This is a genomic window from Ignavibacteria bacterium, assembly GCA_016707005.1.
Classification (GTDB): Bacteria; Bacteroidota; Ignavibacteria; order Kapaibacteriales; family Kapaibacteriaceae; genus UBA10438.
Genome location: JADJIQ010000002.1, coordinates 430,809 through 445,546, shown reverse-complemented (window position 1 = coordinate 445,546; position 14,738 = coordinate 430,809). Strand labels below are relative to the sequence as shown.

Genomic DNA, 14,738 nt, shown 5'->3' with positions numbered 1-14,738 from the left:
TGACCGTTCATCGCAGTATTGTTGGGTGAATACCCAAACAGGACTCAAGAAATGATACGCTATGCGATCGTGATTGAGAAGGCGGGAGATAGCTTTTCCGCCTACGTCCCGGATCTACCAGGATGTGTAGCATCGGGCGCTAGCATCCAAGAAGTTGAACGTGAGATCAGGAACGCGATCGTATTCCATATTGAGGGAATGCGAGATGATGGAATAGAGATACCAACTCCGACCAGCACGGTGGAGTATTTGGATATCGCTGTTTGACCAATACATGATGTTGGAGTGTGTAATGCTGATTCGAGCGATGTTCCTTGCGTTCTCCCTGATTCTCATCACTGAGATGTGTGAAGCACAAACACGACCTATGTATCGTATTCGGGTGGTACGGGCACCGGCGGACACGATCGGTGATATCGTCATCCGCTTGTTTCCGTCGATGACACCGTTGCATACTCGGAACTTTGACAGCATTGCGCGTGCCGGTCGGTATGATCAGACAGCGTTCCACAGGGTGATCCCGGATTTTGTGATTCAAGGGGGCGACCCAAATTCAATCAGTGGACCGGAATCGAGCTGGGGGACCGGTGACCCATCGCAACCCACGGTGAACGCAGAGTTTACCAACATCAAACATCTCAGGGGTAGGGTAGGGATGGCCCGCGTCGAAGATGTGAACAGTGCCACCTCACAATTCTATATCTGCCACGGCAGTCCAACGTTCCTCGATACACGGTATACGGTATTCGGAGAAACGGTAAGTGGATTCCACGTTATCGATACAGTAGCCCTTGCACCACGGAATGCATCGGATCGCCCCCTAACAAAGATCTCGGTGATCGTTACGTATGAAGGGGAAGACACGACTCGTCCGGGGGTCCCTGTTCCGCTGACCCCGACAATGAATGCATCCAAGGTATCTACCACAGTGAACACGCCGTTCACGTGGACGGCCGGCTCAGAGTCGCTGCGTTCGATCATTGAGATCAGTGAGGACCCTTTGTTTGCTTCGGATGTACTTGCTGATACAGTGGAAAGCCCAACAACGAGCGTGAAGCTGCCGGCCGGACTGACGAAGTATCATTGGCGTGCGCGAGCGGACAATGGCGGCGCGCTGGGCGACTGGTCTGAAACGTTCGTCCTCACCACGGGCGTAGCTGCTCCTCCGCTTCTAGAGCCTGCGAATGGTGCCACCAACACCTCTGTAGAGCCAACTCTTCGTTGGGAGGCATTGGCCGTGGAAGGTTCTACCTACAGATTGCAAGTAGCCACATCGTCTGTGTTCCAAGCATCTCAAATGGTGCTGAATATCGGTGGACTTGAAACTCCCTCGCATGTGGTCACGGGTCTTGGTGCCAACAAGAAGTATTTCTGGCGTATCAATGCCACGGTTGATGGAGATTCAAGTGTATTCTCCAAACCATACACGTTCACAACAGGTGCAAGTACGGGAGTTGATGAGGGTGAAGTGACTGAAGTGATCGAGCTTGCGCCGTCACCAGTGCTTGATGTGTTGACCGTGAAGATTCGACCTCTGTCCGGAGCAGATGCTCGGATCAGTATTGTTGATCTGCAAGGAAACGTCGTGACGGAGATTCGTAACTCCATAAACAGCGAGACCGAGTCAAGCGTGCACATCAGCTGTGCCAATCTTGTACCCGGTCTCTATGCGGTACGCTGCATATCGGGTGAAGCCGTTACGCAACGAGTATTTGTGAAGTATTAGGCCAGACGAGCGTTCAGCTCCGCATCAAGTGCGTCGAGGAACTCCTCTGTGTAGAGGTAATGCTCGCCGTGCTGAACCTTGTTGCCATGGATGCAAACGGCCAGGTCTTTTGTCATTCTACCGCTTTCAACCACGTCAACACAGACCTTCTCAAGGGTCTGACAGAACGTGATGAGTTCTTGATTCCCGTCGAGCTTACCGCGGAACTCCAAGCCCCTTGTCCATGCAAAGATGGATGCGATAGGATTGGTTGACGTTGGCTTGCCGGCTTGATGATCGCGGTAGTGACGTGTTACTGTTCCGTGGGCTGCTTCAGCTTCCATCGTTGAACCATCGGGTGTGATCAACGTGCTGGTCATGAGTCCGAGCGAGCCAAAACCTTGCGCTACGGTATCGGATTGCACGTCGCCGTCATAGTTCTTACAGGCCCACACAAAGTTGCCGTTCCACTTCAGAGCCGACGCTACCATATCGTCGATCAGACGGTGTTCGTACGTGATACCCATCTCATCGAACTTGGCCTTGAACTCCGTTTCAAACACCTCTTGGAAGATGTCCTTAAACCGACCATCGTACTTTTTTAGGATCGTGTTCTTTGTGCTCAGATAGAGCGGCCAGCCCTTCATCACAGACTGGTTCATACAGGCGCGAGCGAAACCGCGAATGGACTCATCGGTGTTATACATGGCCATCGCCACGCCGTCACCCTTGAAGTCGTAGACATCAAAGCTCTGCGTTTCGCCACCATCGTTCGGTGTGTAGGTGATGGTGAGCTTTCCTGTTCCCTTCGTTACGAAGTCTGTTGCGCGGTACTGATCGCCAAACGCATGACGTCCGATGCAGATCGGTGCTGTCCAGTTCGGGACAAGACGAGGGACGTTCGAACACACGATCGGCTCGCGGAAGACCGTTCCGTCGAGGATGTTCCGGATAGTGCCATTCGGCGACTTCCACATCTTCTTCAGTCCGAACTCTTCAACACGTGCTTCATCCGGAGTGATCGTGGCGCACTTGATGCCAACATGGTACTTCTTGATGGCTTCCGCCGCATCGATCGTCACTTGGTCGTCGGTTGCATCACGGTGTTCCATTCCCAGGTCGAAGTACTTGATATCGACGTTGAGATAGGGAAGGATCAGCTTGTCCTTGATGAACTTCCAGATGATACGGGTCATCTCATCGCCGTCGAGTTCGACGACCGGGTTTGCAACGTTGATCTTGTTCATGGTTACGGGGTTACAGGGTTACAGGGTTACGGGGTTACGTGGTTACGGGGTTACGGGGTTACGAATGGCAAATGTACGATTCAGGGGTGGGAACCGGGTTACGCCATCTTTCGATACTTCAGAACAGCCCAGGTATTGAGGACAACGGCCATCGCGGCCACCACGAGGAAATGGAAACGGATCTCACTGAGGCCGGCCCCCTTCAAGATCACAAGTCTCATTACTTCAATGATATACCGTACAGGATTGAGGTAGGTAAGCCACTGTGCCCACATCGGCATGCTCTCGATCGACGTGAAGAGCCCGCCCATCATAATGAAGATCATCATGAAGAAAAATGCCACGAACATTGCCTGCTGTTGGGTCTCGGCAACGGTGGAAATGAGCAGTCCCAGGCCAAGTACGGCAGTGAGGTAGACGCCACTGAAGAGGTAGATGAGTCCGATGTTGCCTACCGGGACGATGCCATAGACAAACCGAGCAACAAGGAGTCCGATGGTGAGCGTCACAAACCCCAAGAGCCAGAATGGGATCAGCTTTCCGGAGATAAACTGGAGTCGCGTGATCGGGGTTACGTTGATCTGCTCGATCGTTCCAAGTTCCTTCTCTCGTACGATGTTCAGTGCCGAGAGATAGACACTGATCATGGTGAGGAGGAGGGCCAAGATCCCCGGTACCATGAATACGTGGTAGAGAAGATGTGGGTTGAAGCGGTCAATCGTTCGTACATCAATGAGGGGTTGTGCAAGCCCCTTAGCATCAACAAGAAGGTCGGCACGTACGCCCGAATTGAAATCCATAATGATGCGATTGAGGTAGGCTGCGCCGATGTTTGCCTTCACGCCATTGATGGCATTGGTAGAAATGAAAAGCGTCTGTTCATTCTCGCGAACGAGTGATCGCTCAAAGCCAGCGGGGATCTCGAGGATGACATCGGTCTGATTGGATTCGATGAGTTGGAGCGCCTCAGGGTAGGACCCCGTATACCGAACGAGATCGAAGTAGTCCGTTGCCGTGATCTTCATGATGAGCTGATGTGACATCGCTGATCTGTCATGGTCTACGATGCTCACACCGATATGGCGGACCTCATAGTTGGCAGCGAGCGGGAGCAGAATCAACTGCATTGTAGGCATGATGAGGATCATCGCCAGAATGATCCTATCGCGGAAGATCTGGAGAAACTCCTTTTGCAGAAGAAAGAGCAAGGTCCTCATGCCAGCCTCACCTTGAATCGTCTCACACTTATCACGGTAAGGAGGACGGACATTCCAAAGAGGATGACCACTTCCTTGAGGATAGCGTCAATGCCAAGCCCCTTGATCATCACGGCCTTTACGATGTTATAGTACCACTTGGCGGGGATGAGGTTGCTTATCAGTTGTAAGGGAAGGGGCATGTTTTCGATCGGGAACATGAACCCGCTGAAGAGAAGGGTTGGGAGAAGCATCCCCATCATCGAAACCAACATCGCAACCTGTTGGGTTGCTGCTATCGTCGATACCAGGACGCCAAGAGCGAGCGATGTGATGATGAAGAGGATACTCATGCCAAAGAGCAGAGGAATGCTGCCAAGTATGGGTAGGCCCAAGACGTACACACTCAGAAGGAGGATCGACGTGATGTTGACGATGGAGAGAAGGAGGTAGGGGATCACCTTCGCAACGATCACCATCAACGGTCGAAACGGCGAAACGAGGAGGATCTCCATGGTACCAAGTTCCTTCTCTCGCACGATGGAGATCGACGTCATCATCACGCAAACGAGCATGAGGACGAGTGCCATCACGCCGGGCACAAAATTCGGCGCGCCCTTGAGCTGAGGATTGTATAGGAACCGCGTTGTAGTACGGATGGTGTACGGAAACCCTTGTGACTCTGTGAGCGCAAGTTGGTGGTCTACTATGATTGCGGTGAGGTACGTATTGAGAGTAGTGGCACGGTTGGGATCTGAGGCATCGGAAATGATCTGCACCATGGCGTGCCCACTATGGGAGAGGTCATTTGCAAAACCAGACGGGATAACAAGGCTCAGATGAGCCGGTTCACTCTCTACCACGTCGAAGACCTGGCTTGCATCGATGCGTTCAATGAGGGCACGTGATGCATCGTCATGCGCATCGTCGCGAACGAACACCGTTGCGTGTTTCACTTCATTGGTGAGAGCGAAACCAAAGATGAGGATCTGGATAACAGGAAGACCGAAGAGTATGAGAAGGGTCTTCCTGTCGCGCAGGACATGAAGAAACTCTTTCCGAACGAATGTATAGAGTTGTTTCATGGTCAGTCTGCAGATCTCTGTGCACCGCGTGCCAGCAAGGTGAATACGTCATCCATCGACGAGGAACCGAATTGCTTGCGGAGTTCGTGAGGTGTGCCCATTGCCTTGATCGCACCGTCGACCATGATCGACACACGATGGCAATATTCTGCCTCATCCATGTAGTGTGTAGTAACAAAGAGCGTTACGCCTCGATGGGCAGCAAGATAGATGAGGTCCCAGAACTGTCGTCTAGTCACCGGGTCTACGCCACCCGTAGGTTCGTCTAGGAACACAATGGCTGGATCGTGCAAGAGAGCGACCGAAAACGCGATCTTTTGCTTCCAGCCAAGTGGGAGAGATCGTACGAGCTTGTGCATCTCTTCTGTCAGACCGAGATCCTCAGCCAATGCAGCGCTCTTTTGTTTGATCTCTGCACGCGTCAGTCCGTAGATACCACCGTAGAATTGAATGTTCTCTGCTACCGAGAGATCCTCATACAACGAGAACTTCTGGCTCATGTAGCCAATGCGACGTTTTACGTTCTCCGTTTGAGTGGCTAGATCGAATCCTGCAACCGTGGCCGTCCCGGACGAAGGACTGAGTAATCCACACAACATCTTCATGGCCGTTGTTTTCCCGGCCCCGTTTGCGCCGAGGAAGCCAAAGATCTCACCTTGGGCAACGTCGAAGGAGATAGCATCTACGGCGGTAAAGCTGCCGAATGTCTTCGTCAGGTCACGTACGCTGATGATCGGGCTGTTGGTCATTGTGCCATCAACCGAATGAAGCGGTCCTCAATGGTGGGTCTGATGGACGTGATGAGAACATCCTTGTGTCCCGCGCTTCTCAAGGATTCCACAACGTCATCAAGGGTGTGGATAGCCCCATTGACGAACGTCAGGTGGAGTTCTTCTCCGAAGGTATAACACGTCTCGATTCGCGGATCTGCAAGGAGTGACCGTTGAAGGAGGTACATGTGCTCAGCACGTGCACCGAAAAGGGGTGTGTCGTATCCGGCAATGATGCCTTCCGGCGTATCAACGGACATAAGGCGTCCGGACTGAATGAGGGCGATCCGATCACAGAGATTGGCTTCGTCCATGTATGGTGTGGAGACTACTATGCTGATCCCTTGCTCCTTCAGTCTGGCCAGCATTGCCCAGAACTCTTTTCGAGAAACGGGGTCCACGCCGGTGGTCGGTTCATCGAGCAACAACACCGATGGTCTGTGTACGAGCGCACAGCAGAGCGCGAGTTTCTGCTTCATCCCGCCTGACAGCTTGCCTGCTCTTCGATCCTTGAATGGCTCCAGCTGAACGTAGATGTCGTTGATCAGATCTCTACTTTCTGTAACCGATGTTCCAAACAATGTTGCGAAGAAGTTGAGATTCTCTTCAACTGTAAGGTCTTGATAGAGTGAGAACCTTCCCGGCATGTAGCCGATCACCTCACGGATGCGCCGATAGTCCTTCACCACATCAAGGCCATCGATACTCGCTGTGCCGCTGTCAGCCAACAATAGCGTTGCCAACACACGGAAGATGCTCGTCTTCCCGGCACCATCCGGACCAATGAGTCCGAACAGCTCGCCGCGCTTTACCGCAAAGGACACATCGCTCACAGCTGTGATCGTGCCCTTGGCATAGGTCTTTGTCACCCTATGTAACTCAACAGTGTTCATTGGTCATTCGTCATTAGAATCTCACTTCCCCATACATCCCGATCTTGATCTTTCCATCATTGGGTACAGAGATCTTGATAGCATAGACAAGGTTTGCTCGTTCGTCCTTTGTCTGGATGGTCTTTGGAGTGAATTCTGCCTTGGAGCTCACCCACGTTACGGTGCCATCGTAGGTGGTGTAGTCCTTAGCCCCCTTATCAACATAGACCTTCATCTTTTGACCGATTGTGATCTGTGAGAACTGATCACCCGTTACATAGGCGCGCAGGATCATTGTTGAGATATCGGCCATTTTGAAAAGGGGCTTTCCTGGACCCGTCATCTCATACTGTTCGGCGTATGAGGTGAGGACGGTTCCATTCATTGGCGAAACGATCCTGCTCTTTATCAGCTGATCGTCGATCTGCAAGATCTGAGAGACCAATGGTTGAGTTTCGCTTTCCAGTCCGCTTGTTGTAGTACGCAGGTTGGATCGCAAGGCATCGAGTTGTCGAGTGAGCACTTCCACATTGGAGGTTGCGTCGTCGAACTGTTTTTGTGTGGCGGCATCTGCACGCATCAGTCTCTCAACCCGGTGGCGTTCGCGGGTGGCGGACTTGATCTGTTCAGTGAGGGATGCTATTTGAACGGCCATTTCCGGACGTCGGGTGAGGAGAGCATCGATCTGTGCTTGGAGCTGACGTTTCTTTAGCGAAAGCTGGGTTGTGTCGATGAAGCCTACGAGCTGATCTGCCTGCAACAGCTGACCTTCCTCGATGGCAAAGGAATCCAGACGTCCCGCGGTCTCGGCAGAAATGATGGTCTCCACAGACTCAAACGTACCCGATGCATCGAATTCGGCTCCGTTCTTTGAGCAGGAGAAGAGAAGGAGCGATACTGCTATCCAGAGCGATAGGGAGGTGATGTACTTCATAGTATTCATGGTCTGTCTCCCGTTGTGCCTGTCGTGGAAGCATGCATATGGATGGTAAGGTCACGTTGGATGGCATGAAACGATCTGTCTCGTCGTGCCACATCGAGGTCGTTGAGATCGCGCATATAGTCGTGTGCTGTTCGTGTACCGTTTTCAACCTGCGCTTTCGATGACGCGAGGACACTTGATCGTTTGTTCACGATCTCGTCATCAAGGCGGAGCATCTCATCGTAGGTAGTGATCTCTTGACGTTGTTGGGTCATCGTCACACGGGTATTGAGCAAGAAGGTCTCGCGCTGCACACCAATTGTTGCTTGTTCAACTTCCAACAGATCCTGTTCGGATGACGATGCGTAGAGGTCTGTGAGTTGCCAGTTGAGTCGGAGTCCCACTATGTAGAACGGACGGAATTCGTTCTTGAGCATATCGAGTCCGGGACGCCCATAGCCCCCTGTTGCAAAGGCAGAAATGCGCGGGATGTATCGAGTGGTGATCAGCTCTTTGCGAGCGGTTATCGCTTCCTGTTGGGCGGCAAAGAGGGGCAATTCCGGACGTCGTATCGTATCAGACAGGGGGATGTCCCCTGGACGTATGAGTCGGGTTGTGGTGTCAACCTGTGTTCCGATCAGCATGCCGAGCATCGCCGCATAGCTCTGTCGGCTCGACCTCAAACCGATCTGCTTCTGCCTTGCCGTGAGTGATTCCGCTTCAAGGAGAGCCAACGTGCTTTTCAGGGCCGCTCCATTCTCCACAGCACCTCGCACGGAGGAAATGGTGGCATCGATATCAGCGATCTTCAAGCGTATCTGTTCGATCTGTTCAGAGAGCAGCAAGATCCCGAAGTACAGGTTCTGAACGCGATCCCGGAGTTTGTTGAGTTCAACTTCCAGTTGTTCCTTGCTTACGGCTGCATTGGCAGAGGCGATCGTGCTCTGTTTGCCCATCGAGCCGCCATCGTAGATCATTTGGTTCAGTTCTGCATGGATCCGGTACTGATCCTTGGAAAGGGGCTCAAAGGAAAAACCGGGAATACGCACAGGTACTTCGGTGACCTCTGATTGATAGGAGGCGTGACCAACGATATAGAGCTGCGGCAGATAGCCGCGATAGGCATTGTCGATGGAATACGATTCCGAGCGTGCAATGAGATCCGACTGTTTACTCAGTGGATAGTTCACACGTGCTCTCTTCAAACATGTGTCGAGCGTGAGATCAGCCCCTTGACTTAGAGTGGAGGCGAGCAGAAGGATGAGCGTGAGTGAGATGGAGTTCTTCATATCGTCAGTGCTGAACAGTGAGCATAGCCATCATCCACTTTGCAATGAGGGACCGTCGTTCATTCATCAACTCGTTGTAGTGTTCGTCGTCCATCCCGCTTGCCATTTGCATGATCGGACGCGCAATGAAGGGGAACACGCAAAGGCCCATGAGGTTGACGAAGATCTGGTATGGTGAGATCGAGGTTGACCCGTTTGCCTTGAGCGTATCGTTGATCTCCTTCATGAGTAAGGAGTCTGTCAGGACAGGACCGATCCCAACTTCATGGAATAGAACATTTGGTTCTTCGCGCAGACTTCTCAGGATGAAAAGAGGAATATCCGGCTGTACCAACAACATCGAGATATAGGAATCCGCCATGAATTCAAACTTCTCTTCAAGACCACGGCTAGGGTCGTTGATACCAACACGAAGCCCCGTTAGAAACCCCTTCATGTGGTCGATCATGATGATCCTGAAGAGGTTCTGTTTACTCCCGAAGTAATAATTCACCAACGCTAGGTTGATCCCAGCTTCCTTTGCGATGTCGCGCGTGGTTGTGGCCGAGAACCCTTGTAGTACAAAGAGTCGCTGTGCCGCATCGCGGATCTTTTCCATCGTGGTTATGTCGGTAGGGGGCATGACGCAACATAGGTTAAACAAATGATTAAAACAAATGATTAATTCGCGGAAATGGTGTAGGGGCGACGCCCCGCGTCGCCCGAGATGTTTGAAATGGGACGTCGCCCGAATACGAAATGGTGGGCGGGGGGAACGAATACGAAATGGGCCGACGACGCATTCATTTCAAACGGGCGACGCACATTTCAAACGGGCGACGCATTCATTTCAAACGGGCGACGCATTCATTTCAAACGGGCGACGCGGGGCGTCGCCCCTACGTTTATCGTCCGCGTCGTGTGGTCCGATACACGGGCGACGCGTCCGTTTCAAACGGGCGACGCATCGTAAACGAACGGGCCACGCGGGGCGTCGCCCCTACGTTTATCGTCCGCGTTGTGTGGTCCGATACACGGGCGACGCATCATAATCAAACGGGCGACGCGTCCATTTCAAACGGGCGACGCGGGGCGTCGCCCCTACGTTTATCGTCCGCGTTGTCGTGCACGTATGGGGTTGTTGCGGATGTATGCTCGGATGGCTTCGAGAGAACGTGTGTCTCGGATAATGCGGTCGTGATATCCGCGTTGCCAGATGTTTGGGTGTGTGGTTAGGCCGAGTTCGTGAATCTGTCTGGATGTAGCGGACTTGTATGATCCCACGATGGCACCAACGGAGCGCTGTCTGTTTGTAGGATAATCGGAGCTACCCATCCTCATCAGGCTCCTACGATAAAGGGTCTCGGGGTCTCGCAGTTCGGGTTCGTCCGGGTCGAGGATCCACAGTATGCGTGCGTGTGGTCTGGCATGACAATGCTCTCTTCGGGGAGCGTGACGATGTTGGGTGTTATGGTGTCGCCCCTTACCCAGGTTTCAAATGCGACCTCTCCGGCAATAGAAAGTGTTAATCCCTCTCTGCTGAATGTTCCGAAGAGGGGGCGACGTGGATTTGTCACGATCGTTATAAAGTAGGCCGCGGGCGAACGATAGTCCCATTGTGGTCTCCGAGCAAGCCTACGGGTGGGCAAATCGTGAGTGTACATACGTGATGGGTCCTTGCATAATGTTTGGTGGACCTATCGTGTAATGTTTGGGCCTGAACGTGACTTCGTTAGATTGGACGCATGGAACCGCTTACCCCTGAAGAGATCGCTGCTCGACACCGCTATATGGCCGTGGAGGCGAATAATCTTGCGTGGCAACTCTCTATACGCGAAAGAACGCCTGACGAAGATCTGGAGATGCTCAACGCGGCACATGCATCAGCATGGCATTGGTCCATTGTAGGGACGGAGCTCAATCACATGCGAGCGACGATGCTTCTAGCAGAGGTACATGCGCTGTGTGGCATGGGGCAGACGGCATATGCCTATGCACGTAAAATGTATGGGTATTTTTCAACACGAGAGACGGAGGCCTGGGAACTGGCCTTTGCGCATGCGATCCATGCACGCGCGGCTCATGCAGCCGGACGTATCGACGATTATCGTGCGTCGTATGCGCATGCGGTGGAACTGATCGGAACGCTCAGCGATGAGGATAGACCTATCGTTGAAATGACGTTCAAGAGTATCCCGAAGCCCCCTACGATCGCGTGATCCGTTGAATGGTAAGGGCTGCCTGGATGAGATTGTAGATCGATCTCAGATACTCTGTGGTGGCCTGCTTAGCTGTGAATTCTGCCTGTGATAATTCACTCGCGAGCAACCGACCCTGTTCTGCCTGACGCAGTGCTTCTTCAAACGATCGTTGCGTAAGCTCCATTGTTGATCTCTTCCGCTGAACATCCTCACGGTAGAATCGATGATCGGCTTTTGCGCGTTCAAGATCGTATCGACGTTTGTTCATCGACGATTCGAGAAGCGCTCTGTCTACCTCGAGCTGCGAACTGAGTTTTGAAACGGTATACGACCGTTCAAATGCATTGGTAAGTGGCACCTTCACAGATAGCTGGAGATAACTGTTCCCATACCAGGCATCGGGATTGCCGAGCATGAGAATGTTGTTGAAGTAGTTGGCTCCATAGAACCCGGTGAGCGTTATCGTTGGGACAAATCCCATTGATGTGTAATGTTTCTGTGCCGAGGTCAGCTCTGCCTGTTGCGAATACTTTTCAAACGTGGCAGAGAGTGAATCGTTGTAGGGGGCTTCTGGAATGCTTTGAAAACGCTGGTAGAGTGCGGGAAGGCTGTCAGTCAATTGTGGCATTACAGTGCCTGATACATCGGTGCCCACCCGATACAGAAGGCGATGCTCTGCTGACCGAAGTACTCGGCCTGCATCATGATATCGTGTTGCGGCCGCGTCCAATTCGATCTGTGCTGTGTTCAGCTCAATGATCGTTCTTCTGCCTACATCGTGTTGATCACGAACTACCGTATAGGCACGGAAGGCGTTCAGCGTATCCTGAGCAGCCAACTTTAGTTGCTCATGGGCTATCACTACGTCGGTATAGGCCAGTCCTGCCTCAGTTACTATGTCGGTCTCGGTGATCTTCTCTTCGGTACCATCTAAGCGCGACCGGATCTCACGTTCTTCTACGGCGCCGTACGTTGCGGGATCGAAGACCGTGAACGACGCCAATACACCAGCAGTTGACGTCCAGCCGGTTGCAAACTTCACCGGCGTGATAACATTGGGATCACCATTCGGATCCAACGCATTTCCGGGGATCGGTGTGGTAGGGATGATAAGATTGCGCTGCAGGTCGTAGTTCAGTTCAACGCGAGGAACAAGACCGGTCTGTGCCTCTCTCACTGCTGCACGAGAGGCACGAGTAGCAGATGTACGTGCGCGCAGCTCAGGGTTATAGGTTCGCGCCCTCATGATCGCTTCATCGTACGTGAGTGTTGACCCGAATGAGTCCTGCTGAGCGTGGACTATACCAAAACTCAACAGCGTGATCGATATGAAAGCAAGAATTGTACTCATGGTGATAAGGGGCTATCCACGGAAGACGGAAGCTGGTTCGAGTGCTGTCACCTTACGAATGGCAAAGAGTGAACCGCCAACGGAGATGAAGAGCGTGATGAGAAAGAGACCACCAAGGATCACTGGTGTGTAGGCGATCGTAAGTCCAGCGTTGGCAACGCCGATGCGGAATCCTTCGAGGAGAGCAATGGCGATCACATAGCCAACAATGGCGAAAAGCAATGCTTGTGTAAGGATCAGTCTGCGAACGTAGCCGTTGGTGGCACCGATCGCCTTGAGCGTACCATAGTCCCGCATTCGGTCAAGCGCAGAGGAGTAGAGTGTGAGGCCGATGATGAAGAAGCCGCTGATCACTGCAAACACCACGAGCGAACCGATGCTCACACCGATGTTCGACGTGATCGTGATGAAGCTGACGGTGGAGTTCTGCAACTCGTCTGCCCTCCATGCACGAACGCCAAAGATCGATGAGTTGATGGACGTACATACACTGTCGAGGTCGGCGCCGTTCTCTGCCTGAACCGCAATGGCGCTGACCTTGTTCGCCGGGAATTCTGCAAAGTATCGTGCTCTGTCGATGGTGGTGTAGAAGAATGAACCCGCAAACCCTCGAGCATTCTTCGTCTGCACGCGGATCATTGCACTCTTGCCATTGATCTCGATGGATGTACCAACGTCTACACTATGGTTGAAGACCGAGGCATCGTAGTGTTCTGCTGAGACGGCTCCATCATTGACAAGACTTGAGATGTCTCCCATATCGATCTTATCCCTGCGGGGTCCGGCAACGAATACCGGGGCCTCACTGCCAATGAGCAGAACCGGCGCGGTTTTGCCGTTATCGAACTTGACCGTCGCTCCTGTAACAACGATGCCGTAGGTGTTGGCAACGCCATTGATGCTGCGGATCTGTCGTACGAGTCGTTCATCAAGGGGCGTGAGTTCGTTGGCATTTTGCGTCACATTGTCTACCACCCATATCTGGCCCACATTCTTGTCTGCATTCTCCACAAGGCCACCCATGAGCCCCGTTAAGAACGAAAGGATCCCTACTTGCTGACCAATAAGGAAGATGCTGATCACAATACCGATCACAACGCCAATGCTCTTGGCCTTGTCGAACCGAATGAACCTGAATGCCGTGATGATCATGATGTTAAAGCTTAATGAAGCACTCAACCTTGGCGTTGATCAACAACGTTGCCGCGGTGTTCACGCGAATGACCGCTTCACGTACTCTTCGATCCTCTTGGTCATTGGATTTTTCAGAGAAGAGAGACTTCTTGCGCAGGTAGGGTGAGACGCTGGAGATAACACCCTTGGCAACAACGTCTTGATTGCCGATGAGGCGGATCTCCACGTATTGACCAACAGTAACACGATCGGCAAAGAGTTCGTCCACCTCGCATCGAACAAGATGTTCACCTCGGGGAGCGAACTGGGCATAGGTCTGGTATTGAGTGACGGATGTACCTACTTGCAATGCCATATCCAACACTACACCATCGGTCGGTGCACGGAACGTGCGCAGATCTTGGTCGTGAAGTGCGGAGATTCGTTCAGCGTGTAGCTCCTTTAGCCGTTCTTTACTGACACCAACTGCCGCACGATATCGTGACAGTGTTGCCTCAAGTGTTCGGATCTCGGTTTCAGCATCATCGAGGTTCTGTCTTGTTGCAGACCCGGTCTTTTCCAGTTCAGCTGTGGTTGCAGCATAACGGCGTTTGTTGGCTAGTCTTGCCTCGGTTTCGGTTACGTTCGCTTCGTCGAGCTTAACCTGCGTTGTCTGTGTTGCGATCCTTTGCGTGATCTGAGCCACGGCTAGTTTCTCCGTTGCATCGTTGAGCGTAATCAAGACGTCGCCGGCATGCACGGAATCACCATCGCGTCTCACAACCGAGGCAACGATCCCCCCTACCGGAGCTGCAAGTGGAACCACATCATCAGGGGGCTCCACACGACCAATGCCAATAACTTCGGTGACTGATGACGGTCGGGTGACGTTTGTTCCGGCAGAAGCCCCATTCATCGGCGTGTCTTCTCTATTCCCGCATCCAGAAATGACAGCGGCAAAAAAAGGGAGGAGAAAGAGGTTGCGGTATATCATGGAGCTTGGTATTG

The 14,738-nt window shown here is 52.6% G+C and carries 15 protein-coding genes; 3 read left to right on the top strand and 12 right to left on the bottom strand.

Annotation, left to right across the window (positions count from 1 at the left end; genetic code table 11):
• Nucleotides 1-54 precede the first annotated feature (54 nt).
• Nucleotides 55-267, top strand: a complete 213-nt coding sequence (locus IPI29_04745) for a type II toxin-antitoxin system HicB family antitoxin (protein MBK7411846.1) — start codon at nt 55-57, stop codon at nt 265-267.
• Between the two features lie 100 nt (nt 268-367).
• Entirely contained in the window at nt 368-1,726 is a 1,359-nt protein-coding gene (locus IPI29_04740; GenBank protein ID MBK7411845.1) for a peptidylprolyl isomerase, read from the top strand.
• On the opposite strand, the gene IPI29_04735 is transcribed toward IPI29_04740, so the two are convergent.
• From IPI29_04735 to IPI29_04695, 9 genes are all read right to left on the bottom strand, one after another.
• On the bottom strand, nt 1,723-2,952 hold the full coding sequence (locus IPI29_04735; GenBank protein MBK7411844.1) for an NADP-dependent isocitrate dehydrogenase: 1,230 nt from the start codon (nt 2,950-2,952) through the stop codon (nt 1,723-1,725). The two genes, IPI29_04740 and IPI29_04735, sit on opposite strands and share 4 nt — an antisense overlap.
• A gap of 98 nt (nt 2,953-3,050) precedes the next feature.
• Nucleotides 3,051-4,169 (bottom strand): ABC transporter permease, encoded by a 1,119-nt coding sequence (locus IPI29_04730; protein ID MBK7411843.1) that lies wholly within the window; start codon nt 4,167-4,169, stop codon nt 3,051-3,053.
• Nucleotides 4,166-5,233, bottom strand: coding sequence for an ABC transporter permease (locus tag IPI29_04725; GenBank protein MBK7411842.1), 1,068 nt, complete (start codon nt 5,231-5,233; stop codon nt 4,166-4,168). The genes IPI29_04730 and IPI29_04725 overlap by 4 nt, the downstream gene beginning before the upstream one ends.
• A 2-nt stretch (nt 5,234-5,235) precedes the next feature.
• Nucleotides 5,236-5,982, bottom strand: a complete 747-nt coding sequence (locus IPI29_04720) for an ABC transporter ATP-binding protein (GenBank protein ID MBK7411841.1) — start codon at nt 5,980-5,982, stop codon at nt 5,236-5,238.
• A complete protein-coding gene (locus IPI29_04715; GenBank protein MBK7411840.1) occupies nt 5,979-6,896 on the bottom strand; it encodes an ABC transporter ATP-binding protein in 918 nt (305 codons plus the stop codon). Before IPI29_04715 ends, IPI29_04720 begins: the two co-directional genes overlap by 4 nt.
• A 13-nt stretch (nt 6,897-6,909) precedes the next feature.
• Entirely contained in the window at nt 6,910-7,809 is a 900-nt protein-coding gene (locus IPI29_04710) for an HlyD family efflux transporter periplasmic adaptor subunit (GenBank protein MBK7411839.1), read from the bottom strand.
• 5 nt (nt 7,810-7,814) lie between these two features.
• Nucleotides 7,815-9,086 (bottom strand): TolC family protein, encoded by a 1,272-nt coding sequence (locus IPI29_04705; protein MBK7411838.1) that lies wholly within the window; start codon nt 9,084-9,086, stop codon nt 7,815-7,817.
• A gap of 4 nt (nt 9,087-9,090) precedes the next feature.
• Nucleotides 9,091-9,708 (bottom strand): TetR/AcrR family transcriptional regulator, encoded by a 618-nt coding sequence (locus IPI29_04700; GenBank protein MBK7411837.1) that lies wholly within the window; start codon nt 9,706-9,708, stop codon nt 9,091-9,093.
• A 464-nt stretch (nt 9,709-10,172) separates the two neighbouring features.
• Entirely contained in the window at nt 10,173-10,406 is a 234-nt protein-coding gene (locus tag IPI29_04695) for a transposase (GenBank protein MBK7411836.1), read from the bottom strand.
• 404 nt (nt 10,407-10,810) lie between these two features.
• Between IPI29_04695 and IPI29_04690 the strand changes: the two genes are divergently transcribed.
• A complete protein-coding gene (locus tag IPI29_04690; protein ID MBK7411835.1) occupies nt 10,811-11,284 on the top strand; it encodes a hypothetical protein in 474 nt (157 codons plus the stop codon).
• On the opposite strand, the gene IPI29_04685 is transcribed toward IPI29_04690, so the two are convergent.
• The 3 genes from IPI29_04685 to IPI29_04675 are packed head-to-tail and all read right to left on the bottom strand — an operon-like array spanning nt 11,271 to nt 14,724.
• Nucleotides 11,271-12,617 carry a TolC family protein gene (locus IPI29_04685; GenBank protein MBK7411834.1) on the bottom strand — a complete coding sequence of 449 codons (1,347 nt, stop codon included), beginning with the start codon at nt 12,615-12,617 and terminating at the stop codon, nt 11,271-11,273. The two genes, IPI29_04690 and IPI29_04685, sit on opposite strands and share 14 nt — an antisense overlap.
• A gap of 12 nt (nt 12,618-12,629) precedes the next feature.
• Nucleotides 12,630-13,769 (bottom strand): FtsX-like permease family protein, encoded by a 1,140-nt coding sequence (locus IPI29_04680; protein ID MBK7411833.1) that lies wholly within the window; start codon nt 13,767-13,769, stop codon nt 12,630-12,632.
• Nucleotides 13,770-13,773: 4 nt separating this feature from the next.
• Complete coding sequence (locus IPI29_04675) at nt 13,774-14,724, bottom strand: efflux RND transporter periplasmic adaptor subunit (protein ID MBK7411832.1); 951 nt, start codon at nt 14,722-14,724, stop codon at nt 13,774-13,776.
• Between the last annotated feature and the right edge of the window lie 14 nt (nt 14,725-14,738).

Coding starts and splice junctions, on each gene's coding strand:
- IPI29_04700 (MBK7411837.1), bottom strand. CDS start 9,708: ATGCCCCCTACCGACATAACCACGATGGAAAAGATCCGCGATGCGGCA.
- IPI29_04695 (MBK7411836.1), bottom strand. CDS start 10,406: ATGAGGATGGGTAGCTCCGATTATCCTACAAACAGACAGCGCTCCGTT.
- IPI29_04685 (MBK7411834.1), bottom strand. CDS start 12,617: ATGAGTACAATTCTTGCTTTCATATCGATCACGCTGTTGAGTTTTGGT.
- IPI29_04675 (MBK7411832.1), bottom strand. CDS start 14,724: ATGATATACCGCAACCTCTTTCTCCTCCCTTTTTTTGCCGCTGTCATT.
- IPI29_04730 (MBK7411843.1), bottom strand. CDS start 4,169: ATGAGGACCTTGCTCTTTCTTCTGCAAAAGGAGTTTCTCCAGATCTTC.
- IPI29_04705 (MBK7411838.1), bottom strand. CDS start 9,086: ATGAAGAACTCCATCTCACTCACGCTCATCCTTCTGCTCGCCTCCACT.
- IPI29_04680 (MBK7411833.1), bottom strand. CDS start 13,769: ATGATCATCACGGCATTCAGGTTCATTCGGTTCGACAAGGCCAAGAGC.
- IPI29_04725 (MBK7411842.1), bottom strand. CDS start 5,233: ATGAAACAACTCTATACATTCGTTCGGAAAGAGTTTCTTCATGTCCTG.
- IPI29_04690 (MBK7411835.1), top strand. CDS start 10,811: ATGGAACCGCTTACCCCTGAAGAGATCGCTGCTCGACACCGCTATATG.
- IPI29_04720 (MBK7411841.1), bottom strand. CDS start 5,982: ATGACCAACAGCCCGATCATCAGCGTACGTGACCTGACGAAGACATTC.
- IPI29_04740 (MBK7411845.1), top strand. CDS start 368: ATGTATCGTATTCGGGTGGTACGGGCACCGGCGGACACGATCGGTGAT.
- IPI29_04710 (MBK7411839.1), bottom strand. CDS start 7,809: ATGAAGTACATCACCTCCCTATCGCTCTGGATAGCAGTATCGCTCCTT.
- IPI29_04715 (MBK7411840.1), bottom strand. CDS start 6,896: ATGAACACTGTTGAGTTACATAGGGTGACAAAGACCTATGCCAAGGGC.
- IPI29_04735 (MBK7411844.1), bottom strand. CDS start 2,952: ATGAACAAGATCAACGTTGCAAACCCGGTCGTCGAACTCGACGGCGAT.